At 44.5% G+C, this 21432-nt stretch carries 26 protein-coding genes and 1 pseudogene; 2 read left to right on the top strand and 25 right to left on the bottom strand.

Annotation, left to right across the window (positions count from 1 at the left end; all coding sequences use genetic code 11):
- Nucleotides 1-42 precede the first annotated feature (42 nt).
- The 10 genes from M1G14_RS03455 to M1G14_RS03410 all read right to left on the bottom strand — a co-directional run bounded on the left by M1G14_RS03455 (nucleotide 43) and on the right by M1G14_RS03410 (nucleotide 7339).
- Nucleotides 43-537 carry a PTS sugar transporter subunit IIB gene (locus tag M1G14_RS03455; protein WP_000261775.1) on the bottom strand — a complete coding sequence of 165 codons (495 nt, stop codon included), beginning with the start codon at nucleotides 535-537 and terminating at the stop codon, nucleotides 43-45.
- A gap of 14 nt (nucleotides 538-551) precedes the next feature.
- Nucleotides 552-989, bottom strand: a complete 438-nt coding sequence (locus M1G14_RS03450; protein WP_003019069.1) for a PTS sugar transporter subunit IIA — start codon at nucleotides 987-989, stop codon at nucleotides 552-554.
- A gap of 140 nt (nucleotides 990-1129) precedes the next feature.
- A complete protein-coding gene (locus M1G14_RS03445) occupies nucleotides 1130-2428 on the bottom strand; it encodes an ABC transporter substrate-binding protein (protein WP_049522526.1) in 1299 nt (432 codons plus the stop codon).
- Nucleotides 2425-3108, bottom strand: coding sequence for a response regulator transcription factor (locus M1G14_RS03440; RefSeq protein WP_037585171.1), 684 nt, complete (start codon nucleotides 3106-3108; stop codon nucleotides 2425-2427). The genes M1G14_RS03445 and M1G14_RS03440 overlap by 4 nt, the downstream gene beginning before the upstream one ends.
- A gap of 5 nt (nucleotides 3109-3113) precedes the next feature.
- Nucleotides 3114-4430: a sensor histidine kinase gene (locus tag M1G14_RS03435; RefSeq protein ID WP_247926285.1), complete on the bottom strand. Its 1317-nt coding sequence runs from the start codon at nucleotides 4428-4430 to the stop codon at nucleotides 3114-3116.
- On the bottom strand, nucleotides 4430-5413 hold the full coding sequence (locus M1G14_RS03430) for a substrate-binding domain-containing protein (protein ID WP_195327205.1): 984 nt from the start codon (nucleotides 5411-5413) through the stop codon (nucleotides 4430-4432). The genes M1G14_RS03435 and M1G14_RS03430 overlap by 1 nt, the downstream gene beginning before the upstream one ends.
- Before the next feature lie 188 nt (nucleotides 5414-5601).
- The gene (locus M1G14_RS03425) at nucleotides 5602-5997 is read right to left on the bottom strand and encodes a single-stranded DNA-binding protein (RefSeq protein WP_247926315.1); all 396 of its coding nucleotides are present in this window, start codon (nucleotides 5995-5997) and stop codon (nucleotides 5602-5604) included.
- Between the two features lie 101 nt (nucleotides 5998-6098).
- Nucleotides 6099-6725, bottom strand: a complete 627-nt coding sequence (ytpR, locus tag M1G14_RS03420) for a YtpR family tRNA-binding protein (RefSeq protein WP_023919637.1) — start codon at nucleotides 6723-6725, stop codon at nucleotides 6099-6101.
- A gap of 9 nt (nucleotides 6726-6734) precedes the next feature.
- Complete coding sequence (locus M1G14_RS03415; protein ID WP_118095978.1) at nucleotides 6735-7052, bottom strand: thioredoxin family protein; 318 nt, start codon at nucleotides 7050-7052, stop codon at nucleotides 6735-6737.
- Nucleotides 7049-7339, bottom strand: a complete 291-nt coding sequence (locus M1G14_RS03410; protein ID WP_003004245.1) for a DUF4651 domain-containing protein — start codon at nucleotides 7337-7339, stop codon at nucleotides 7049-7051. The genes M1G14_RS03415 and M1G14_RS03410 overlap by 4 nt, the downstream gene beginning before the upstream one ends.
- 142 nt (nucleotides 7340-7481) lie before the next feature.
- On the opposite strand from M1G14_RS03410, the gene pepA reads away from it, so the two are divergent.
- Together pepA and M1G14_RS03400 are read left to right on the top strand one after the other, a co-directional pair.
- The gene (gene pepA, locus M1G14_RS03405; RefSeq protein WP_024055233.1) at nucleotides 7482-8546 is read left to right on the top strand and encodes a glutamyl aminopeptidase; all 1065 of its coding nucleotides are present in this window, start codon (nucleotides 7482-7484) and stop codon (nucleotides 8544-8546) included.
- Nucleotides 8547-8790: 244 nt separating this feature from the next.
- The gene (locus tag M1G14_RS03400; RefSeq protein WP_247926284.1) at nucleotides 8791-10275 is read left to right on the top strand and encodes a DUF1846 domain-containing protein; all 1485 of its coding nucleotides are present in this window, start codon (nucleotides 8791-8793) and stop codon (nucleotides 10273-10275) included.
- Between the two features lie 64 nt (nucleotides 10276-10339).
- Here the strand turns inward: M1G14_RS03400 and folK are convergent, their stop codons facing one another.
- The 15 genes and pseudogenes from folK to M1G14_RS03325 form a co-directional block, all read right to left on the bottom strand.
- Nucleotides 10340-11149, bottom strand: a complete 810-nt coding sequence (gene folK, locus M1G14_RS03395; RefSeq protein ID WP_247926283.1) for a 2-amino-4-hydroxy-6-hydroxymethyldihydropteridine diphosphokinase — start codon at nucleotides 11147-11149, stop codon at nucleotides 10340-10342.
- Between the two features lie 25 nt (nucleotides 11150-11174).
- Complete coding sequence (gene folE / locus M1G14_RS03390) at nucleotides 11175-11729, bottom strand: GTP cyclohydrolase I FolE (protein ID WP_003019101.1); 555 nt, start codon at nucleotides 11727-11729, stop codon at nucleotides 11175-11177.
- A gap of 96 nt (nucleotides 11730-11825) precedes the next feature.
- Nucleotides 11826-12968: pseudogene (locus tag M1G14_RS03385) on the bottom strand (bifunctional folylpolyglutamate synthase/dihydrofolate synthase); the annotation flags it as partial.
- 81 nt (nucleotides 12969-13049) lie between these two features.
- Complete coding sequence (gene folP, locus M1G14_RS03380; protein WP_247926282.1) at nucleotides 13050-14000, bottom strand: dihydropteroate synthase; 951 nt, start codon at nucleotides 13998-14000, stop codon at nucleotides 13050-13052.
- Nucleotides 14001-14162: 162 nt separating this feature from the next.
- Nucleotides 14163-14894 carry a CPBP family intramembrane glutamic endopeptidase gene (locus tag M1G14_RS03375; protein WP_024054901.1) on the bottom strand — a complete coding sequence of 244 codons (732 nt, stop codon included), beginning with the start codon at nucleotides 14892-14894 and terminating at the stop codon, nucleotides 14163-14165.
- Between the two features lie 72 nt (nucleotides 14895-14966).
- Entirely contained in the window at nucleotides 14967-16160 is a 1194-nt protein-coding gene (locus tag M1G14_RS03370) for an acetate kinase (protein WP_024054900.1), read from the bottom strand.
- Nucleotides 16161-16211: 51 nt separating this feature from the next.
- Entirely contained in the window at nucleotides 16212-17165 is a 954-nt protein-coding gene (locus tag M1G14_RS03365) for a class I SAM-dependent methyltransferase (protein ID WP_024054899.1), read from the bottom strand.
- Nucleotides 17166-17195: 30 nt separating this feature from the next.
- Complete coding sequence (gene comGG / locus M1G14_RS03360; protein ID WP_227038501.1) at nucleotides 17196-17633, bottom strand: competence type IV pilus minor pilin ComGG; 438 nt, start codon at nucleotides 17631-17633, stop codon at nucleotides 17196-17198.
- Complete coding sequence (comGF, locus tag M1G14_RS03355) at nucleotides 17620-18072, bottom strand: competence type IV pilus minor pilin ComGF (RefSeq protein ID WP_024054897.1); 453 nt, start codon at nucleotides 18070-18072, stop codon at nucleotides 17620-17622. The genes comGG and comGF overlap by 14 nt, the downstream gene beginning before the upstream one ends.
- Nucleotides 18062-18349: a competence type IV pilus minor pilin ComGE gene (gene comGE / locus M1G14_RS03350; RefSeq protein ID WP_003004353.1), complete on the bottom strand. Its 288-nt coding sequence runs from the start codon at nucleotides 18347-18349 to the stop codon at nucleotides 18062-18064. Before comGE ends, comGF begins: the two co-directional genes overlap by 11 nt.
- On the bottom strand, nucleotides 18315-18719 hold the full coding sequence (comGD, locus tag M1G14_RS03345) for a competence type IV pilus minor pilin ComGD (protein ID WP_003004513.1): 405 nt from the start codon (nucleotides 18717-18719) through the stop codon (nucleotides 18315-18317). Before comGD ends, comGE begins: the two co-directional genes overlap by 35 nt.
- Nucleotides 18709-19026 (bottom strand): competence type IV pilus major pilin ComGC, encoded by a 318-nt coding sequence (gene comGC / locus M1G14_RS03340; RefSeq protein ID WP_003004178.1) that lies wholly within the window; start codon nucleotides 19024-19026, stop codon nucleotides 18709-18711. Before comGC ends, comGD begins: the two co-directional genes overlap by 11 nt.
- Nucleotides 19023-20054: a competence type IV pilus assembly protein ComGB gene (gene comGB / locus M1G14_RS03335; protein ID WP_186822243.1), complete on the bottom strand. Its 1032-nt coding sequence runs from the start codon at nucleotides 20052-20054 to the stop codon at nucleotides 19023-19025. Before comGB ends, comGC begins: the two co-directional genes overlap by 4 nt.
- Entirely contained in the window at nucleotides 19987-20928 is a 942-nt protein-coding gene (gene comGA / locus M1G14_RS03330; RefSeq protein ID WP_021154281.1) for a competence type IV pilus ATPase ComGA, read from the bottom strand. Before comGA ends, comGB begins: the two co-directional genes overlap by 68 nt.
- Nucleotides 20929-21015: 87 nt before the next feature.
- Nucleotides 21016-21405 carry a DUF1033 family protein gene (locus tag M1G14_RS03325; RefSeq protein ID WP_049523771.1) on the bottom strand — a complete coding sequence of 130 codons (390 nt, stop codon included), beginning with the start codon at nucleotides 21403-21405 and terminating at the stop codon, nucleotides 21016-21018.
- Nucleotides 21406-21432 lie beyond the last annotated feature (27 nt).

The following is a 21432-nucleotide window of genomic DNA, read 5'->3' as shown; positions in this document are numbered from 1 at the left end:
TTGTTTGTAAATTTATTTACCTAACAGATAGGACTGTTAGTTTTAAAAACCAAATTTTGATTTGAAATCATCCCAATAACCGATGGAAACATCTGGCAACAATTGGAATTTCACCTTGTAGCCTGCTGCTTGAATGGCTTGGAAGGCTTCTGCTTCTTCCTGAGTGATGGATTGGTTATTTCCCAATTTCACAGCTCCAGGACGATCATTTGCAGGGCCAACAATGATTTCTTTGACATCACCTGGGACAAACCCTTGGTCGACCAAAATTTCCTTCATATCGATTGGATTTTTGGTGATCAAGAAGTAACGACTATCTGATTCTGTTACTTTTGCTGATTTTTCTTTAAAGGCTTCCTTTGTCCATACAAAGGTTTTCTTGTCTGATGCGCCTTTGTAAGCTTGGATCAAAACCTTGTTTGATGCTGCTGCATCATTTACGGCAATCAAACCATCACATGGTTTTTCCTTTGCCCAGCGTGTGACTGTTTGACCGTGAATCATGCGGTCATCAATCCGTACAAATGTTACTACCATAAGGTACCTCCCTATTAAATATCGTCATCATCTTCTTCAGCACTAGTGGCTGAAACTTCAAAAGGCTGTAGTGCAGATCGTGCTTCTGATAAGATGGTGGCTGACAAATCGTCTCCATCGAGCACATCTTTCATCACAACTGCTGTCAAGGCCATGGTGAGGTTCATCCCACCAAGGATCAAGGCTCCATCGAGCTTTCCAGCTTCTTCTAGAACCGTGGCTGCAGTGGTTAATGGACTACCACCTACGATATCTGCCAAGACCAAAACAGAATCATCAGCTGTCAATCCTGAAATGCTCTCTCTGAAATCAACTGCGAAGTCATCAACTGATTTTCCTTCTTTGAGTCCAACTGCGATGACCTGATCCAACTTGTCACCAGCAAACATGGCTAGTGATGTTTTTAGACCTTCTGCCAGTCCGCCATGACTGACCAAAACGAGGTATTTCATTTTTCTACGCCTCCTTTATTTGACTCTATTGTAGACAATTTGAAAGCGTTTTTATATTGTCAAATGTCACATTCCCAATATGACATTTAGCAATAAAAAAATGACATCTGTCACTTGACAAAATGCCATCTTATTTTACTCTAAACTCCTACCTGTAGACTACTTTCAATCTCCCTCTGAATTTGAGGCAAGCGGTTCTCAACATCTTGATCGCGCAAGGCATTGCCAATCAAGTAATCTAACTTTTCTAACACCTCTTTTGAGACATTTTTAGGACTACTTTCAACAGCTTGTTCCATGATGCGGTTCAAGGTCTGATTGGTCAAGGAATCCGTCCCAAAATCATCTACCTGCAAAAGGTCTTTACTAGAGCGACTCTTGACTACCTGTGGCATGACAGAGATCCCCTGGGATTGGGCAAAGAGGGTTTGTTGAATTTCGGGATCCTCTGTTAAGAGTTGCATCAATTCCCAAGCCAACTTGGAATGAGAACTCCGAGCTGACATAGCAAAAGAAGTCGTCGTGACTAAGGTTGCCTTGGTCGTTTTTGACTTAGCAGGCATCGGGATACAGGTCCAGGTGAAGTTTGAATATTTTGAAACGTGGTAGGGATAAGGTTTATAGGTCCGATATTGGGCCAAGGTCATGGGATAGAAGGCAACTTTCCCCTGGTCAAAATCTTTAGAGCTCACCTTGTAATTTTTATTTAGATCTTCCAATTTTTGCAGAAAAGTCAAAGACTCTTTCACTTCTGGAGCTGTCAGCTTGAGCATGCCGCCTTGGAAGAGATGACCTCCATTTGCCGCCAAGGCTTCTTTCCAGGTGTATTCTGTACTCCCAAATTGGTCCAATTGCCCATCCCCATTGGTATCTTTGGTTAGTTTCTTGCAAATCGTATAGAACTCTTCAAGGGTCCAGCCTTCTTTGGGAACCGCGATACCTTCTTTATCCAAGAGATCTTTATTGACACACATCAAAATTGGATTGCTTTCATAAGGTAAGGCATAGGTTTGCCCCTGATAGACACCCGATTCAAAGGCAACGGGATAAAAGGCAGCTTGATCTTTTCGATCCATATAGCCGTTTAACTTTTCTAATACGCCCCGCGCTGCTAATAAGGAAAGATCTTGCTCAGAGACCATAAACACATCCGGCGTCTTTCCTGAGACAATCTTTTCAGAGAGCCAGTCTGAATAATCTGACTGCGGAATCCCGTTTTCATACTCTACACGAACGTGGGGATGGGACTTTTCAAATTTTTGAATCGCACGATCCAAGGCATGGGAACGTTGACTGGTCGGCACATCCCAGCTAGAACCTGCATAAACGCCGATATGGAGTACGGTCGGTTGCTGTTTCCACCAATAAAAACCCGCGCTCGCACAGAGCATAACAAGGAGACCGATCCCCCAACAAAGATGCTTTCGCTTCAATTTCATTCTGTATTTCCTTTAGAAAAATCACGTCTCGTCACTCCTGTTTGGACTGACCAGATCGCTAATTGCGTTCGATCTCGTAGGTTTAATTTTGCCAAAATCGTTGATAAGTAATTGCGCACGGTTCCTTCTGATAAGAAAAGTTTGGCCGCAATTTCTTTATTGGACTCTCCATAGCCGACCTCTTGGATAATGCGCCATTCCGTCGTGCTCAAATCCTTGACATTGTCCTCATCCACAGCAATAGAGAAGTTGGTTTTGGCCATTTGTGAGAAAATTTGAAAGACTTTACTGGCGATATTCGGGTTGATCATGGCTCCGCCTTGATACACCACCTTAATCGCTTCATAGAGTTCCTCTGTCGAGGCTCCCTTTAAAAGATAACCTGAAGCACCATACTTGAGCGCACTATAGATAAATTCATCATCGTCAAAGGTCGTTAAAATAATAATTTTGATATCCGGATAGTGTTCTTTGACTTCTTTTGTCGCCAAAACCCCATCCATGCCTGGCATCCGAATATCCATTAAGATCAGGTCAGGATGTGTCTGTGGAATGCTCGACAAGACGTGATTCCCATCTTCCACCGTGGCCACCACTTCGATATCGGGGTGGGCTGATAAAATAATTTTCAGAGATTCTCGAATCAAGGCCTGGTCATCTGCCACCATTACTTTTATCACCATCTCTATCTCCCTTCTTTATATTTCGGTAAACTGATGCGCGTGAAAAATCCATCGCGGCTTTCAAATTGAATCTGTCCTCCTAGGATGGAAATGCGTTCCATCATCTGCTTGAGCCCATAGCCATAGGTCAAGGTTTCAAACCCAACCCCATTGTCCTGCAACTCGATCAGGTATTCTTCTTCATTCTCAAAAAAATGAAGGCTCATTCGACTGGCATGACCGTGGCGAACCGCATTGGTCATAGACTCTTGGATCACACGAAAGATCGTATCTTCAATCATGACATCCATATCGACATCGACCCATTCATAATGTAAATCAACCTGCAAGTTGGAAAGTGTCTGGTACTCGCGGATCATCTTTTCCAAAGCATCTTTGAGGGTTCGTCCCTCAAGGGCACCTGGACGGAGGCGGTTGAGAGAGCCCCTCACATCCTGGATTCCTTCCCGAACCACTTCTGATACACTTTTCACCTGCTCTTTTGCCCGATTGGGATCGATATCAATCAAGACTCCGACAGCATCCAGCCCTGCCGAGATCCCTGTTAGCGCATGCCCCAAGGTATCGTGAATCTCCCGAGCAATCCGCTTGCGCTCCCGATCTTCTGCAATCTTCTCAGACAAGGCCATATAGTTGTTCAACTCCGTATTGACCTTCGAAACCATGGCCAACTCTTCTTCCACTTCGTGGTTTTCCGCAAGAACATTCATAATATAGAACAAAAGCGAAATAATGAAGAGCACCATATTCAAGGCATAGAGGGAATTCTTCAAGAAAAAGGCCAGAATCCGAATGGAGGCAGGATAAAAATGAATATAGACATCAAGAGAAGGTATCGGAAAGAAAAGCGAAAAGACGTCTGAATTGGTCACAAGAAGCATCAAGAAACTCACTAGGATAAAGGCAAACCAATACTTGCGGTCTCGCTTGGTATTCAACTCTTTGGAACCATAGAAGATATCCGCAAAAACCAATAGAATAAGCCCGTTATAAGCTACATTTTGGACCCACATCAAGAGCAACATCAGGAGGATCTCCAGAATGTTCCACTTATCAAACGTAGACCATCGACTTGTTTGAGGCCGGTAACGACTCATGGAGATCAAGGCAATCCCAGCAAATAAGAGCGCAGACAACCAAAAAGTTGTCGAGGGCGCAAAGGGAATGCGCTCCAAGCGTTCTACTAATAGAGAAGCTTGTCGTTGGGCAATGATATAGTTGGTTGCTTGAAGATAAATGATGCTATTGAGCATCACAGCGATAAAATTCACGACCATCAGGATGGCCAAACTGTATCTCACACCTCTAAATTTTCTCATTACTGCCACCCATTCACATCAAATTGATCGATGTTTTCCTTTGTCATCATTTGAACCGGAATGGTTATTTCTTTTTGGTAGCTCTTCCCATCAGCCATATCTTGGATGACCTCCATCACGCGATCTCCCATCTTCAACGGAGACTGGGCAACGGTTCCTACGACATCATCTGTCGAGTGTAGCAAGGCTTTCATATCTGGTGAGCCATCAATCCCATAGATCGCAATGGGATGGGTGATTCCTTGCTCCTTGATCGCTGCTAAAGCTCCTATAGCTGAACGGTCATTCAAGGCGACTAGAGTATCGACATTCCCCCCTGACTGCAAAAACTTACGGACAGCGGGCATGGCGATCTCCGTCTGACCCTTGGTTTCTAGTTCCGAGATGATCTGATAAGACCCATGTCCTTTGATGGTATCCTTAAATCCCTGAATCCGCGTATCTGCCGAAACAGTCCCCTTATGCTCCAAGAGAAGGATCCGAGCATTTGAAGAGCGTTTCATCAACTCTTTCGCAATCAAGACTCCTGCTTGGTAGTTGTCGGAGACAATGCTGGCATCCGGCTTAAAATGCTTGAGCTGGGTATCAACTGCAATGATCTTAATTCCTTGTTTTCTAGCTTTTTTAAGAGCCCTTAAAATGGGCTGACTATCCCCTTTGACCGGATTAATCACAATCACATTTACTTTTTGGGCGCAAAAATCATCGATCTGCTGGCTCTGCCTTTTTTCATCCAATTCCGGATCTCGAACAGATACAAGAGCCCCTCTCTCATCGGCAATTCGACTAATTTCCGAATGAATACTTTTATAGAACTCATTGTTCATGGTCATATAGGTGACACCGATCTTGGTCTGATCCTTGATGCTACTGGTTTGACAAACGGCATAGATCCACAAGAGGATGCAGGCCACTGGAATCACCAGTAAAACCCGTTTTATCAGCCATTTCAACCGTTCTTTTCTTTCTTCTTTCCCCTTCAAACTCCGTTCCTTTTCTGAAAATTTTGAATATATATTACTTTATTCTACTACTTTTTCAAGATAAATGCTGGCTTTTATTGTACAGATGCATATTTTTGATTTATTTTTAAAAGAGTAGTTCCCGAATGAAACCCCTACCAAGTATCAAAAAAGCTGGTCTATAAACGAACCAGCTTTCTTTTTTGATCCTAAAAGGGAAGATCTTCCTCTTCTAAGATGATATCGGCTAAATCTCCCGTTCCACCATTTTCACGCATCGCTCGCTGAGCGCGGCTCTCTAGTAATTGAAAACTTTGACAGAGGACCTCTGTCACATACTGCATGACGCCATTTTTCTCGTAGCGGCGCGTCCGAATCTCTCCATCCAAAGAGATCAAGCTCCCTTTGCTGGCATAACTAGCCATGGTTTCTGCCAATTTCCCCCAGACAACCACATTGACAAAATCAGTCTCTCGCTCCCCGTTTTGATCCTTGTAGCGACGATTGACCGCAACGGTCACTCGGGCAAGAGATTTGTCTGTGCTGGTTTTATGCAATTCTGGGGCCGCCACCAGGCGACCGATTAAAATAACTTTATTATACATCATTTACCTCCTATCTATTTATTCGAAAAAATTTTAAAAAATGGAGGTGACAAACCAAAATCAAAAAAATCTAGGATCCAAAACATCCTAGATTCTTCTCTTTATTCGTGCCAGTGACGAGCAGGATCAAAAGGTGTCCCTGCTACTTCTGCGTCATCCAATTCAATAATGCCTCGTTTTTGAGGAGCATTTGGCAAGTGCAATTCACGCGGACTGCACATCATGCCATAACTTTTTTCACCACGAAGGGCCCCTGGGAAAATCAAGCTGCCATCCGGCATCATAGCACCTGGAAGAGCGACAATAGTCTTGAGACCCACTCGCGCATTTGGAGCTCCAGCTACGATCTGAACCGTCTTATCTGGTCCAACTGCTACTTGGCAGATATTCAAGTGGTCACTATCTGGATGGGCCACCATTTCAAGGATTTCTCCGACCACAAACTTTGGTTCCCGATCGTTGACCAATCGTTCTGCGAAGCCTTCTCTTTCCAATTCTTGATTCAAACGAGCCACTTGCTCATCTGTCAAAAAGACTTGGCCCTTGCCTTCGATGGCGAAGAAAGATGAGGCATCAAAGATATTCCAGGCAACGGTTTCTTGGTTGTCCTCACGGTAAACGCGAGCCACTTTTCCTTTTCTCTCCACCGCGAGCTTTGCTTCTCCACTATTTTTCAAGGTCAGCATCAAGACATCGCCGACTTGTTCTTTGTTGTATGTTACAATCATGTTTTTCTCCTATTTTAATCCTGCTAAGAATGCTGTAATCTGTGCTTTGGTTTTCCGATCCCGATTGACAAACCGACCGATTTCCTTATTCTTTTCCAGAACCACCAAACTTGGGATCCCATAAACATCCCAGACTTTCGCCAGATCCATATAGGCATCGCGGTCAATCAAGATAAAGGTAAATTCGGGATTTTCAGCCTCAATCTCCGGCAAAAAAGGTTTGAGGTAACGGCAATCCCCACACCAATCGGCTGAAAAGACAAACACTTTCTTGCCATCTTGCTCTACATATGAAGCAATTTCTTCTAGAGAATTTGGTGTAATCATAGTTTTTCCTCTTCGTAATGCAAGAGACCGTCCTCATAGACAAAGCGGTAATGGCGCTCATCTTCAAAAATGACACCACCTACTAAGCGCTCTTCACTAGACTCGTAGAGTTCCACATACAGAGTCGCAATCGTCCCCATGGCTTCCATTTGCTCCCGTACTTCTGCTACCAATTCTTCTTGGGTACGAAGACGCTTTTGATCTTTGGCAATTTTATAAACACCGGCCGCAAGGGCTCCTGCACTTGCTACAGCCAGACTAGACAAAATAATTTTTTTAGCTTTCATAGTGCCTATTGTAACACAAAATAAGCAGAGGGACAACGGTCTAAGCTGGATCTCTCCCTCCGATTTTAGAGTCTGATTTCCATAATAACGCTACCATCCTTGTAGAAAAAGTGATAAAATAGCATCAGAAAGAAGGTAACCTATGACTGATTTATTTTCTAAAATCAAAGAAGTAACTGAAATCCCTGCTATCTCAGGTCATGAAGCTCCTGTACGGGATTATTTGCGTCAACAATTGACCCCTCATGTGGACGAAATCGTGACAGATGGTCTTGGTGGGATCTTTGGGGTCAAACACTCAACAGCAGCCGATGCTCCTCGTATCTTAGTGGCTGCCCACATGGACGAAGTTGGTTTTATGATCAGCGAAATCAAAGCTGATGGGACTTTCCGTGTTGTCCCAATCGGAGGTTGGAATCCGATGGTTGTCAGCAGCCAACGCTTCAAACTCTTTACACGTGACGGATGTGAATACCCTGCTATTTCAGGATCTGTTCCTCCTCATTTGACACGTGGAACAGGTGGACCAACCGTACCTGCCATTAGCGACATCGTCTTTGATGCAGGCTTTAGCTCTAAAGCCGAAGCTGAAAGCTATGGGGTTCGTCCTGGAGATACCTTGGTCCCAGATAGCTCTGCGATTCTCACTGCTAATGGTAAAAACGTCATCTCAAAAGCATGGGATAACCGCTACGGCGTCTTGATGGTCAGCGAATTGGCCAAGAGCCTTTCTGGACAAGCCTTAAACAACGAACTCTATGTAGGGGCCAACGTTCAAGAAGAAGTGGGACTTCGTGGAGCTCACACTTCAACCACTAAATTTGATCCTGAAATCTTCCTTGCTGTAGACTGTTCGCCAGCAGCCGATGTCTTTGGAGACCAAGGTGCGATTGGGGAAGGAACACTGCTTCGCTTCTACGATCCAGGTCACATCATGCTACCAAATATGAAAGATTTCTTGCTCACTACTGCTGAAGAAGCGGGCATCAAATTCCAATACTATTGTGCCAAAGGTGGTACCGATGCAGGTGCAGCACACTTGAAGAACGGCGGAGTCCCATCAACAACCATTGGTGTCTGTGCACGTTACATCCACTCTCACCAAACCCTCTATGCCATGGATGATTTCTTGCAAGCACAAGCCTTCTTACAAGCGTTGGTTAAGAAATTGGATCGCTCTACAGTTGATTTGATCAAACACTATTAAACAACATCGATCACGAAGCCCCGTAAGGGGCTTTTTTAGAGGAAAAACAAGGTTCTCTTTGAAACTTTCCAGCGTGAGTCACCATTGAGTCCCTTGGCATCCACACTCCCCTTAGGAAACTATCTTAGAATATTTTATCTTCCATCTGTTTTCTGATATAATATGAAAGAATGAAATGGTAGGGACGGAACACTCATCCTTGGATTTGTGTGGCAGACCCTTCCCTTATATACAGGAGTTTTACATGAAAAAACAAGCTTTTAGTTCTGAAAAGTATTTGAACTTGCAACGTGACCACATTATTGAGCGGATCAACCAATTCGATGGCAAGCTCTACCTTGAATTTGGTGGTAAGATGTTAGAAGACTTCCACGCTGCTCGTGTCCTCCCTGGATACGAACCAGACAATAAGATCAAGCTGCTCCAAGAATTGCGCGACCAGGTGGAAATTGTCATTGCCATCAACGCCAACAACATTGAGCACTCAAAAGCCCGTGGGGATCTAGGAATTTCTTATGACCAAGAAGTACTGCGTTTGATCGACAAATTCAATGAATTGGGGATTTTTGTAAGCTCTGTCGTCATCACCCAATATGCTGGACAAGCTGCAGCAGATGCCTTTCGCAAACAACTGGATAAGAGCGGGATCGCCTCTTATCTCCACTATCCGATCAAGGGCTATCCGACTGATATGGACCACATCATCTCTCCTGAAGGGATGGGGAAAAATGATTACATCAAAACTAGTCGCAATTTGGTCGTTGTGACGGCTCCTGGACCTGGTTCTGGTAAGCTGGCAACTTGTATGTCCAATATGTACCATGACCAATTAAATGGGATCAAATCAGGTTATGCCAAGTTTGAAACCTTCCCAGTATGGAATCTTTCTTTGCACCACCCAGTCAACTTGGCTTATGAAGCAGCGACTGCAGATCTAGACGATGTCAATATGATCGATCCCTTCCACCTCCAAACCTACGGAGAAACAACGGTCAATTACAACCGCGATATCGAAATCTTCCCTGTCTTGAAGCGCATGTTGGAACGCATCTTAGGAACCTCTCCTTACGCTTCTCCAACAGACATGGGCGTCAACATGGTTGGCTTTGCCATTGTGGACAATGACGCTGCGATTGAAGCTTCCCAACAAGAAATCATCCGTCGCTATTACCAAACCATCTTGGATGTCAAAGCTGAACGCGTCGGTGAAGGAGCTGTCAAGAAGATTGAGCTCTTGATGAATGATTTGGGCATTACTCCAAATGACCGGAAAGTGACTGTTCTTGCTCGTCAGAAAGAAGAAGAAACAGGGGAGCCAGCCTTGGCCCTTGAATTGCCAAACGGCGAGATGGTAACCGGAAAAACCTCCGATCTCTTTGGCCCAACCGCAGCCCTCTTAATCAATGCGATCAAGAAATTGGCGCATATTGATAAAGAAACCAAATTAATCGAGCCAGAATACGTCCAACCTATCCAAGGCTTGAAGATCAATCATTTGGGTAGCCGCAATCCTCGTCTTCACTCGAACGAAATCCTCATTGCCCTGGCCATTACAGCTATGACCAATGAAGACGCTAAGCTTGCTATGCAAGAATTAGGCAAGTTGAAAGGCAGTGAAGCCCACTCAACCGTGATGCTAACAGACGAAGACAAGAATGTCCTTCGCAAGCTCGGTATCAACGTCACTATGGACCCTGTCTACCAGTACGATCGTTTGTATCGTAAATAAACTAAGACAAACAAAAACAATCCCTGCTCGAGGGATTGTTTTTTTATAATGCAAAGAAGAGAAACTATTTGACAGCCTCCCATAATTGGCGAATGGGCTTTCTTTGAACAGGGTCCACAAAATGAGGAGCAATTTCATTCAAAGATTCTAGGACAAAGGCACGTTCTGCCACATAAGGATGCGGTAAGATCAAGCTCGGACTGTAACAAATGGTGTCCTCCATGTAGAGCAGATCTAGATCAATCACACGTGGCCCCCACTTGATCTCACGAACACGTCCCATTTCCTGCTCAATGGCCAGTAAGGTCTCTAGTAAATCCTCTGGGGTCATCCAGGTTTCAACCTCTGCCACCTGATTGAAAAAGGTGTCCTGCTCCACTCCTCCCCAAGGTTCTGTTTCAATCCTTGTGGATGTCTGAAGAAGGCGAATGCCTCGATCCTTGAGTTTCTCTAGCGCCGTCTCTAGTTGCAGTTGTTTATCTCCCATATTGGTGCCAAGCCCAATAAAGGCCCGTTTTTTCTCCCGTTCGATTGTCACCGAACAAGTCTCGAGTGGCAAGGGAACAGGAGCCCAAGGTTTTTTCAACTCCAGACGAATTTTTTCTACAAAGGCATAGCTTTCGAAAATCTTTTGAACCAACTGAAAGGCCACCGTTTCAATCAGATCGATCTTTTCTGCCTGCATCCACTCGGTCAACTGTTCCGCCAAGATCCCATAATGGATCGAAGCTTCCAAATCACCTGTACGGGCAGCACGAGTCATCTCATAATCTACCCATAGGTCTAGGACAAAGCGTTGTCCTAATTCTTTTTCTGCTGGAAAAACACCGTGATAGGCGTATACCTCTAAGTCCTTGATCCGTAATTGATCCACTCTGTTCACCTCTTATAGCCAGCCATTAGTGGCCCATGAGTTTATAGGCTTCATTTTTTAAGTCTTTATCTGTCGCAAGCAGTCCACGCGCAGCAGTTGTCACTGTAGCGGTCCCAGGTTTACGGACACCACGCATATTCATACACATATGCTCTGCTTCTACCCAGACAAGTGCTCCTTGCGCTCCAAGATATTCCATCAAGGCATCTGCGATTTCTACCGTCAAACGTTCCTGAATCTGTGGTTTTTTAGCATAAACCTCGACCGTACGAGCCAGTTTTGAAAGCCCAGCCACACGGCCATTTGGAATATAGGCAATGTGCACTTTTCCATAAAATGGTAAAAAGTGATGCTCACACATGGAATGGAAGAAGATATCCTTCTCGACCACCATATTGTTATCAATGATTTCAAATGATTTAGACAGGTGCTCTTCTGCTGTCTGCCCTAGTCCTGCAAAGATTTCTTGATACATCTTGGCAATGCGGGTTGGCGTTTCCTGAAGTCCCTCACGGTTCTCGTCTTCACCGACTGCCTCGATGATCATTTTCACTGCTTCTTCAATTTTCTTTGTATCCATATCATCTCCTAGTTGGATTTTTCTGTTTTTTAATAAATAAGGTCGTATCTGGCTAAGGAAGTAGAGCGACCCCGTTACAATGAGGAGCTCATCGCCTTTTGCTTGCCAGTTTTGTAGAAACTCTTGCCAATTGACTTCCTCAAGCTGATGGTTTTTCGCAGCAGCTCTTATCTCTTCTTGAGAATAGGCTCTTGGATCTTCAAAGGTCGTGAGGATCAAGCGACTATTTTCCAGTTCCTGCCACTGAATGAGCATCTCTTCTAAGGCTTTGGTCCGGATGCAAGTAAAAAGAATGGTCTTTTTTTGACTTGGGAACAGTTCTCGAAGACTTGCGATCAAAGGCGCAACGGCATGGGGGTTATGGGCCCCGTCCAGCAAGATCATGGGTTTTTGAGAGATCACTTCCATCCGACCAGGCCAGACAACCTGACGCAAAGCCTTATCTACCAACTCTTTTGACAAGAGTTCACGCCCTTCTCTTTCAAAAAGTACATCACAGATACTGATAGCAAGAGCTGCATTTCTGGCCTGGTGATGACCTAAGAGTGCTACTTGATAAGAAGCTGTTTCTCTTTTGGAACTGTGATAAGAAAAGGATTGGCCCGATAGACAAGAGGCTTCTAGCTCAACTTGGTAATCTCTGTCATAGGCTGTTATCGGTGCCTGCTCTTGAATCGCAATACCTTCAATGACTTGGCTAGCTTCTGCTTCTAATTTCCCTAGAACCAGAGGAATTCCTGGCTTAATGATACCTGCCTTTTCACGGGCAATGGAAGCCAGATCTGGCCCAAGAAGAGCAACATGATCCAAGCCGATCGATGTGATCGCAGTCAGAACGGGCTGGCAGACGTTAGTACTGTCTAGTCGTCCCCCCATACCGACTTCCATAATCACATAATCCAGCTCCTCATGAGCAAAATAATCATAGGCGATCGCCGTCATCACTTCAAATTCCGTCAAACCTTGAAAGATGTCTCTTGATTCTTCAGCTTCCAAGAGCCGTTGGTAGCTATCCAGATAGGTTTGCAGGTCTTGATCTGAAATGGCTTCGCCATTAATGGTGATTTGGTCATTGTAATGGATCAGATAAGGAGAGGTAAAGACTCCAACGCGTAAATCTGCCTGCCTCAAGAGTTGGGACAAGGTAGCAATGGTAGAGCCTTTGCCATTGGTCCCCGCAACATGAATAACCCGACAGTCTAGGTGAGGATTTCCTCTCAAAGCCAAGAGAGCTTCCATGCGCTCCAAGCCGAAATGTGGATCTTGGGAACGATAGGCTTCTAGCCAACGAAGATCCAACTGATGTTCTTTTGTCTTCATTTACTTGTATTGTTTTAAATTGGTATCTGCTGCCTCTTGGGCTTGGAAAATGGCTTGCCCCAGACTGGCTGCCATCTTGTGAAGGGGAATATCATGCACCCGCACCACTTCGACTCCTTGACTGGCTGCAATACTGGTCAAATGGCTCGAAGCCAGGTCCCGATTCCAAAAACCAGTCTCCGTTGCAGGATCTGTCTCAAATCCAGCTTCCTCAATAATGTTGACCACAAAGCGTTTGCGGGAGACCCCTAGAAAGATCGGATACCCCTTTTGGTGAATCGTCCCAAGTTCTTGTAATAAGAGTAAGTTCTCTCGCTTGGTCAAACCAAAACCGATCCCAGGATCCAACATAATACGATCCGTCTGGACACCAGCTGCTTTCGCTACCGCAAGCGAGCGGTCAAAGAAGGTCCACATCAAGTCTTGAATCGGTTCTTGAGCCATCTGTTGAAGCTCTTGCTCTGAAAAGACTGGTTCGAAACCAAAACTTGGAAAGATAGTGGAACTTGGATGATGCGGTCTTGCCATCACTGGATTAAACATGAGAACTGCGCTCGCTTCATGCTCCGCGACGACAGCAGCCATCTTAGGATCTCCAAGAAAACCCGTAATATCGTTGACAATATCAGCCCCAGCTTCGAGCGCCGCCGCCGCCACCTGGGACTTCCAGGTATCCACTGAGATCAAGACATCACTTTCTTTCCGAATGGCTTTAATTACTGGAACCACGCGGTCAATCTCTTCTTGGATCTCTACATAATGACTACCTGGTCTTGTTGATTCTCCTCCGATATCGAGGATCTGAGCTCCTTCTTGGATCAGTTTTCTCGCCTGCTGCAAGGCTGCATCCAGACTCGTATACTCACCGCCATCAGAAAATGAATCCGGAGTGACATTTAAGATCCCACAAAGAAAGGTCCCTTGGCCACTCAGCCATTTTTTATCAATCATTTTCGTTCTCCTTTGATTCCCTTCCTACAGCATGATTGCGAATAAAAGAGGCTAGAACAAGTGTTCTAAACCTCTGAGTCTACTCTCCATACGGATTTCTGATTTTTTCTGACCTTCTGTAGGATGGTTCTGCATCAACACTCATTGGTACCTACCATTTTATCATAATTTATCATGGAAGAAAACTCTCGATACCGGCAATAAACAAAGGAGGAATACAGCTGGGTAATAATAAGCTAGCGCATTCAAGGTCATATGGAGACAGATGCTATACTCGATCCGCTGGTAGCGATAAGCCACCCAAGTTAAGATCAAGGACATGCCTCCGTAAGCTACCCATTCCCCTAGGGTACTCGGACCATGCAAGTAAGTAAAAAAGAGAGCACCGGCTAAGTAACCGATCGGTTCTGCCCCTCGAAAGATCAAACGAGGGATGATGGCCCGACAAAGCAGCTCTTCTAGAATCGGAGCGACAAGGATCACGACCATGCCCATAGCAAGAAAAGGAGCATGAGATTGCAGCTCATTTAGAGCCGCTTGGTTTGCCGTCGTCCCACCTGCCTCTTGTTTCAACAAGGGATAGGCGAGCAGATTATTAGCCATCAACAAGAGAAGAAAAAGAAAATTTCTCCCCAGAGCCGGCCAGGTTATGACCCGAACATCTAAGTTCTCCAGAGGGCTCATCTTGATGACCTTATAAAAAACAAAGAACACCGCCACTGTCACCAAGAGTGTGAGGATAGTGACCCACCTTGCAGCCATTCCTTCTTGAAGGGAATAAACCATAGTGATGAGGGGAAATTGTGAGAGAAAGAATAAGGGCACAAAAAGCAGGAGCCAGAGGGCATTCTTACATAATGGGTGCTTTCGAACAAAAGACTGTATATTTTTCAATGGACAACCTCTTTCTTGTATAAAATAAGAAGACTGGGGCTTTCGCCTCCAGCCTTCTCACTTTATTTCAGTTTACTGATTTTTGAAACGTTCAACGTCACGCGCAATCACCAACTCTTCATCCGTTGGAATCACCAATACCTTCACACGGGAATCATCTGTGGAAACATCTCCGACAACTCCAAAGACATTCTTTTCAGGGTCGACCTTGCAGCCAAACCAGCTGATTCCATTGATAATAGAAGAACGAACGTTTACTGCATTTTCACCGATTCCTGCTGTAAAGATGATGGCATCTGCACCATTCAAGACAGCCAAGTATTGACCGATGTATTTTTGCAAACGATCGATAAAGATATCGTAAGCCAATTTAGCTTTTTCATCTCCATTGTGCATCGCTGTATGGATATCCCGCATGTCACTAGAAGATCCAGAAACACCCAGAAGACCTGATTCACGATTGAGGATACGGCTGATATCTTCAGGCTTATTGAAATCCTCTGTATGTTCCATCAAGTAAGGAATAATCGCTGGATCGAGATCCCCTGTACGGGTTCCCATCATGACTCCACCTAGAGGGGTGAAGCCCATTGAGGTATCCACAGAGATTCCCTTGTCAACCGCTGTAACAGATACACCATTTCCAACGTGGCAGGTGATCAATTTCAATTCTTCTAATGGTTTTCCAAGAAGTTTAGCAGCTTCACCAGCTACATACTGGTGACTGGTTCCATGAGCGCCGTACTTACGGACCTTATTTTCTGTGTAATATTTAGTTGGAAGAGGGTAACGATAAGCTTTTTCCGGCATGGTTGTATGGAAAGAAGTATCAAATACCACAACACTGGTAATATTTGGGCAAATCTCTCTAAAGGCACGAATTCCAGCTGCATTTGCAGGATTATGAAGAGGTGCTAACAAAGACAATTCTTCTACTTTTCGAAGGACTTCGTCATCTACCAAGGCAGAATCCTTGAAGTATTCTCCACCAGCAACGACGCGGTGGCCCACACCTGTAATCTCATCGTAGGATTTGATAATATCAAAGCGAATCAAATCATCCAACAAAATTTTTACAGCTTGTGTATGGTCCTGGATATCTAATACTTGTTTTTCAGAGCGTCCATCAAATTTAACAGTTGAAATAGAATCTTTCAAACCGATCCGTTCAATCAACCCTTTTGCAAGAACAGTTTCCTCTGGCATTTGGTATAATTGCCATTTCAAACTAGAGCTTCCTGCATTAATAGAAATTGTTTTCGACATATATTCACCTCATTAAGCGTTTTCACTTCCTCTATTATATCAGATCTTTGATCAAATTTCACTATCCTTTAACCAGTTTTGGAAACTTTCCGTAAAGTGAACCACCTGGTCTTGATCCTGGAGATCGGTAAACGGATAGACAAAGGGCTGAACAGACTCTTCTTCTTGTTTCCGTAGGACGAAAATCGTCTTAGCATAGGCTGGATTTGAAAAGAGAGATTCTGGCAAGGTCAACATGGCAAGGATTTGGGCCTTGTCTGTTAACCAAGCTTTCAACAGATCACTCTGAGGGCTTGTCAAGAGATTATTTGGAGCTAAAAAGATGGCAACTCCTTGAGGTTTCAGATATTTCAGAGCCTGTTCCATCATGAGGTGATGGGCATAGGTATGGCCTTCGGAGCTCGCCACCTGATAGCGCTGTGCAATCGCATCATCTGGATAATAGCCAATCGGTAAGTCGCTAACGATCAAGTCACTTTCTTTCAACACTTGTGGGCGAACCGCATCGCCTTGTGCAAAGACAACACTGGATTCCATCACATCTGCGATACTAGCAGATAGGTCAATCAAGAGATCATCCACTTCCAATCCTAAGTAATCAATCGTGAGGCGGCTATTGTTGACAATGGTCTCAGCGAGATTTCCGGTTCCACTTCCCACTTCTAAGACATCTAGTTGGTCGCTTTTAGCCAACTGATCGATCAAAAATGTAATGATAAAACCAATCGCATCTGGTGTGAACTGGTGATTCGCTTGTAAAGGCTCTGTCTGAGCAGCTTTCATAAAAAGGAATTGGTAGGCTCTGCGCCATTCTTCCTTACTTAAATCTAGTTCTTTTAATTTTTTGCTATTGTTTTTAACAATGTCTAGATCCGTCTTGCCATCCAAATACATGGCATTCTGTTCAATCAAGGCGTCATAAAAGTTGGTCGACAATTCATTTTGAATACTTTGAGTGTTTTCTAATAGATAGGTATAGGCTTGTTCAATTTTTTCAAAATTCATGATTTCCTCCGCACCCTATCATACCAAAAATTAGTCTTTTTCGCTATTTTCTGATGGCTCCTTGGCCTCTTTTGGCGTCTCTTCAGAAGGCTTTTCGCTCCCTGCCTTCTCCTTATCTTTCTGCGTCTTCTTCTTTTCTTTTTGACTCTTCTTGCTTTCCTTTTCTTCCCTTACAGGAAGGACAAACTCATAGCTTTCGCCATCCATCTTAGCCTGAGCATGAAGAAAACCAGTATCCTTCTTTAGCTGAACTGTTCCAGACTTTAAATGAATCTCTGATGTCTTCTCATCACTCTTTCTCTTTTCAAGAGCCAATTGCACCAAAGCATAGGCCCGAAGGCGATCTTGACTCGTCTTTAAGATCCGTCTCTCCGCAACCTGACGGTGCAGGTAAAACTGAAGCAAGAGACTAAAAATCGCTGCCATCAAGAGGGCGTAGAGCAAGACACCAGCCTTAACTTTTTTCATTTTGCATCGCTGGTACCACATGGTAGACATACTCCCTTTCTAGACCTTCTTCAAAATTCAAACGCAGATGAATCAACTCTCCCTCCTGCCAAATTTGGCTAGAGCGAACTCCTGAAATCATAGGCTGATAGCCCCTGCCCTTATCATCTGTTTTTCGGATATCATCTCCTTTAGATTGACCAATGGCAATTGGTTTTTGATCCTGAACCAAGTAGATATGATTGTCCGCTACTTTTTCAAAATGGCTCCGATCCAATTCCACCTGCAATTGTTGCTGAAAAAGTACCCATTCTTCCTGCTTTTGATGCGCCTGGTAGTCCAATTCAGCATGCAGGAGCTTGGTCAAGCCTTGAAAGACCAACACACCCCCACTGAGCACCAAGAGAGCGACCAAGGCTTCGAGCAGGGTAAAGGCATTGACCTTTCCGTTATTCCACATGCAGTACCACCTTCCCTTGATGATAGACCGTGAGCTGATCGGCATCTTTTTCGACTTGAACCTGAATACCATTGGCCTCCAGATGATTTTGCCCTGTCTGAAGCGCCATTTGAGCGACAGATAAGACCTCTACCTCTTTGAAATCCGCTAGTCGCTCCTTGCGCGAACGCCGGATCTCCCCTAACAATAAGGTCGTAATCATGGCAAATAAACCCAAGGCAACTAAGGATTCTATGAGAATACTAGCGGGAACGGATGCTTTTTTTAATTTTCCCATTTCCAAGCGACAGTTGATAGGTCACCACTCCTCTCTGTGTCTGAAAGTGAACATTGGCCAGGGATGAATTGCCACCTGCTCGGTCTAAACGAATAGTTTTAGGATCTTGCAAAATGACAGAATCAGGAATCTCCACCGTCTGGTAAGGCGTTTGAATCTTCCTTGCAGTCACTTCAACATCCAATTCCGTTTGCCTTGCCAGCGCTATTTTCTGGCTTTCTTGATAGAGGTGTTCAAACTCTGCAAAAAATACTTTTTCTTCCACCTGCTGAAAGCTCGTCTTGATCGATCCCGATAAGCCCAGATAGATAAAACTGACGATCATCAAGGTCAGAAGAGTCTCCACCAAGGTGAAGGCCTTAATCTGCAACCGCACGAGTTTCTCCACTATTTTTCGCATAATAGGCACGGTAGGACTCTGCTTGTTTGTTGGTAATATTTCCATCAGCAATCAGCTTTGCTAGAGTAGCTTGGTCATTGGTATGATTGAGCTCGTACAATTCAGCCTGGCTTTCGACCACCTTCACAACCGCTGCATTTCCTGTCTCTTTCACGGAGTCTTTTTGCTTGGTCAAATTCGGCACAAAGAGCAATAAGAGCACACTGATGATCAATAAGACCACCAACATTTCAATCAGTGTAAAGGCTTTAACCTTATAGGTTTTTAATGTTTTCATAAATGGACCTCCATATTTTGATAAATCGGCAGCAACATGGCTGCATAGAGTAACACAATCACAAGAGCCACAAAGACAAACACCAAGGGTTGTATTACATTCATGGCCTTGTGAACCCGACGAAAGAAATCTTCCCATGTTTTTTCAGCGTAGATCTCTAGCTCACTTCCGAGCTTTGATTTGACTTCACCGTATTCAATCATAAGGGGCAATTCTTTTTTGAAAAAAGTATACCCCCTGACCGTCTCTGAAAAGGACTGGCCACGGTCTAAAGAAAGAGCTAAGTCCCTTCCAATTTCTTGAAAAAGCTGGGATTTTTGCTCCTGCATCATGGAAAAAATCTGAGACAACTCCAATCCTTGCCCAATCAGATTGCCCCATTCTCTGGCATAATAGGCTGTCAAATAAGCTTGAATCATGCCTTTCCCGAAAGGCAGATGAGACAAGCTTCTAAAAACGTTGATCTTGCCTGACTGGCGGTAATAGAGAAAGCCGAGTAAGAAGAAGGTCACCAGTCCCACTCCTAAGGCCAAAAAGAGTTGGGGGAAGGAACTGATCAATTGCGTCCCAATATTTTGAGCATCCATTTGAGGAAGCAAATAATTGCGCAAGCCTAGCATAATCAGAACTAAAAACCCAAGCAAGATAAGAGGATAGGTGCTCACCTCAATCAGCTTTTTCTTGACCTTGCGCATGTTTTCTAGGTAAGCACTGATTTTCTCCAAGCTCAATGCAAGATTGCCATGGAGCTCAGCGAGAGACAGCTGTGTCGTGACCGCATCTGAAAAACCGATCCCTGCCATCATTTCTGAAAAACTCCGCCCCCTCGAGAGGTCCTCTCGCATCTGGGAAACCAAACGACTCTCCACTAGGTGAGAGCGATCCAGAAAATCGACAATCTCAGACAGATGAAAACCACTCGAATAAAGATTCAAAAACAATTCGATGATTTGCTTTTGTTTAGCGGTAGATAATTTTTTCGGCTTGCGCCTGAGCCAGCTGGATATATCCCGATTGAGCCAAGAGATCCATTTGTTGGTTCCAGCGGCTGGCTGAGTGCTCTTGGTAGTTTTCCGTCGCAAAATCGACCACACCTCCTCCTGCAATTAATCGTTGGTAGCAAATACCTTGTAAAACAATCTTGAGTTCTTCCTCACTCACTCCAAGTTCTAAGAGCCTCTCATAAACACCTCGAACGCTTTTCGCATGAATCGTAGAGAAGACGGTGACTCCTGTCAAACTAGCTCGTACGACTGCACGAGCTGTTTCCTTATCTCGGATTTCCCCAATGATGAGAAGGTCCGGCCGATGGCGCAAGGAGAGTTTGATCAGGTTGTCATAGGTCATGCCGATCTGGTCATTCAGCTGAAGCTGAAGCATATTATCCTGCTTGATCTCGACAGGATCTTCAATAGACATGACTTGCTGGTCCGCAAAGCGCTCTTGCGCCAAAGCATGCATGAGAGTGGTCTTTCCCGAGCCAACGGGGCCCGCAAAAAGATAAAGCCCACGACCAGCCAATTTCTTCTGCAAGTCTGGCAGCTGGTCAAACCAAAACCGCAATTCACGTTCCTCATCATGCAAGAGCCGAATGACCAAGCTTTCATAACCACGATAATCCCCCACCGTTGACAAGCGAATCGAGACCACTCCATCCTCTAATGGGTAATCACACGACCCTAGCTGGCTGCGCCTTTTTTCTCCCACATTCATCCCTGCCACGAACTTAAAGTGGCTGATAATAGCCGTCATGTCCTCAAAAGGGAAGGACTTTACAAAGCGCCTCTCGTCTCCCACCCTCATAAAAACCTGGTACTCCTCCTTCCGAGGAATGAAGTAAAGATCCTGAGCTTCTTCCTTTTTCCCCATGCGGATCAGTTTTTTTGCAATTTCTTGAACCATAGTTCCTCCTCTCACTTATACTATTCGAAAAAGAAGACAAAAAAAGAAGACTTTCTAGATCGCTCTAAAAAATCTTCCGAATGTCTCTTATGACAGGGTTGTCCCCTTTTTTGAATCGAGTGTATATTGACAAGAACGGTGTTTGCGACTGCCTCTTTCCTTTTCGTAGCCTGGGCGGAGCTTGCTTTTAGGGATCTTGTGCTCGTCTTCTAGAAGGACAATCGAATGGAAAAACTGCACATCTTCACTGCAGTCCTCACACCACTCTTGCTCCTTGGTATCCCAAAAGATCGTCATGAGATCACTCCGACTCTTATAACTTGGAAAGTGTGCATTCAACTCCAACCACTTCTGCTTGTAGTATTTCAAAGCCTGGTAATAGTCTTCAAACTTCCGGCTACTGACGATATCTTCTTCCCAACCTTCTAAAAACCACCAGGGTTCACAGTCCCCGTACATTTCAATCACTCGATACATAAACTCTTCCATCCTTTGTATCCTCTA

This window comes from Streptococcus parasanguinis (assembly GCF_023109675.1).
Taxonomy (GTDB): Bacteria; Bacillota; Bacilli; order Lactobacillales; family Streptococcaceae; genus Streptococcus; species Streptococcus parasanguinis_I.
The sequence above is the reverse complement of the archived record's forward strand: the minus strand, read 5'-3'. Positions and strand labels throughout refer to the sequence as shown.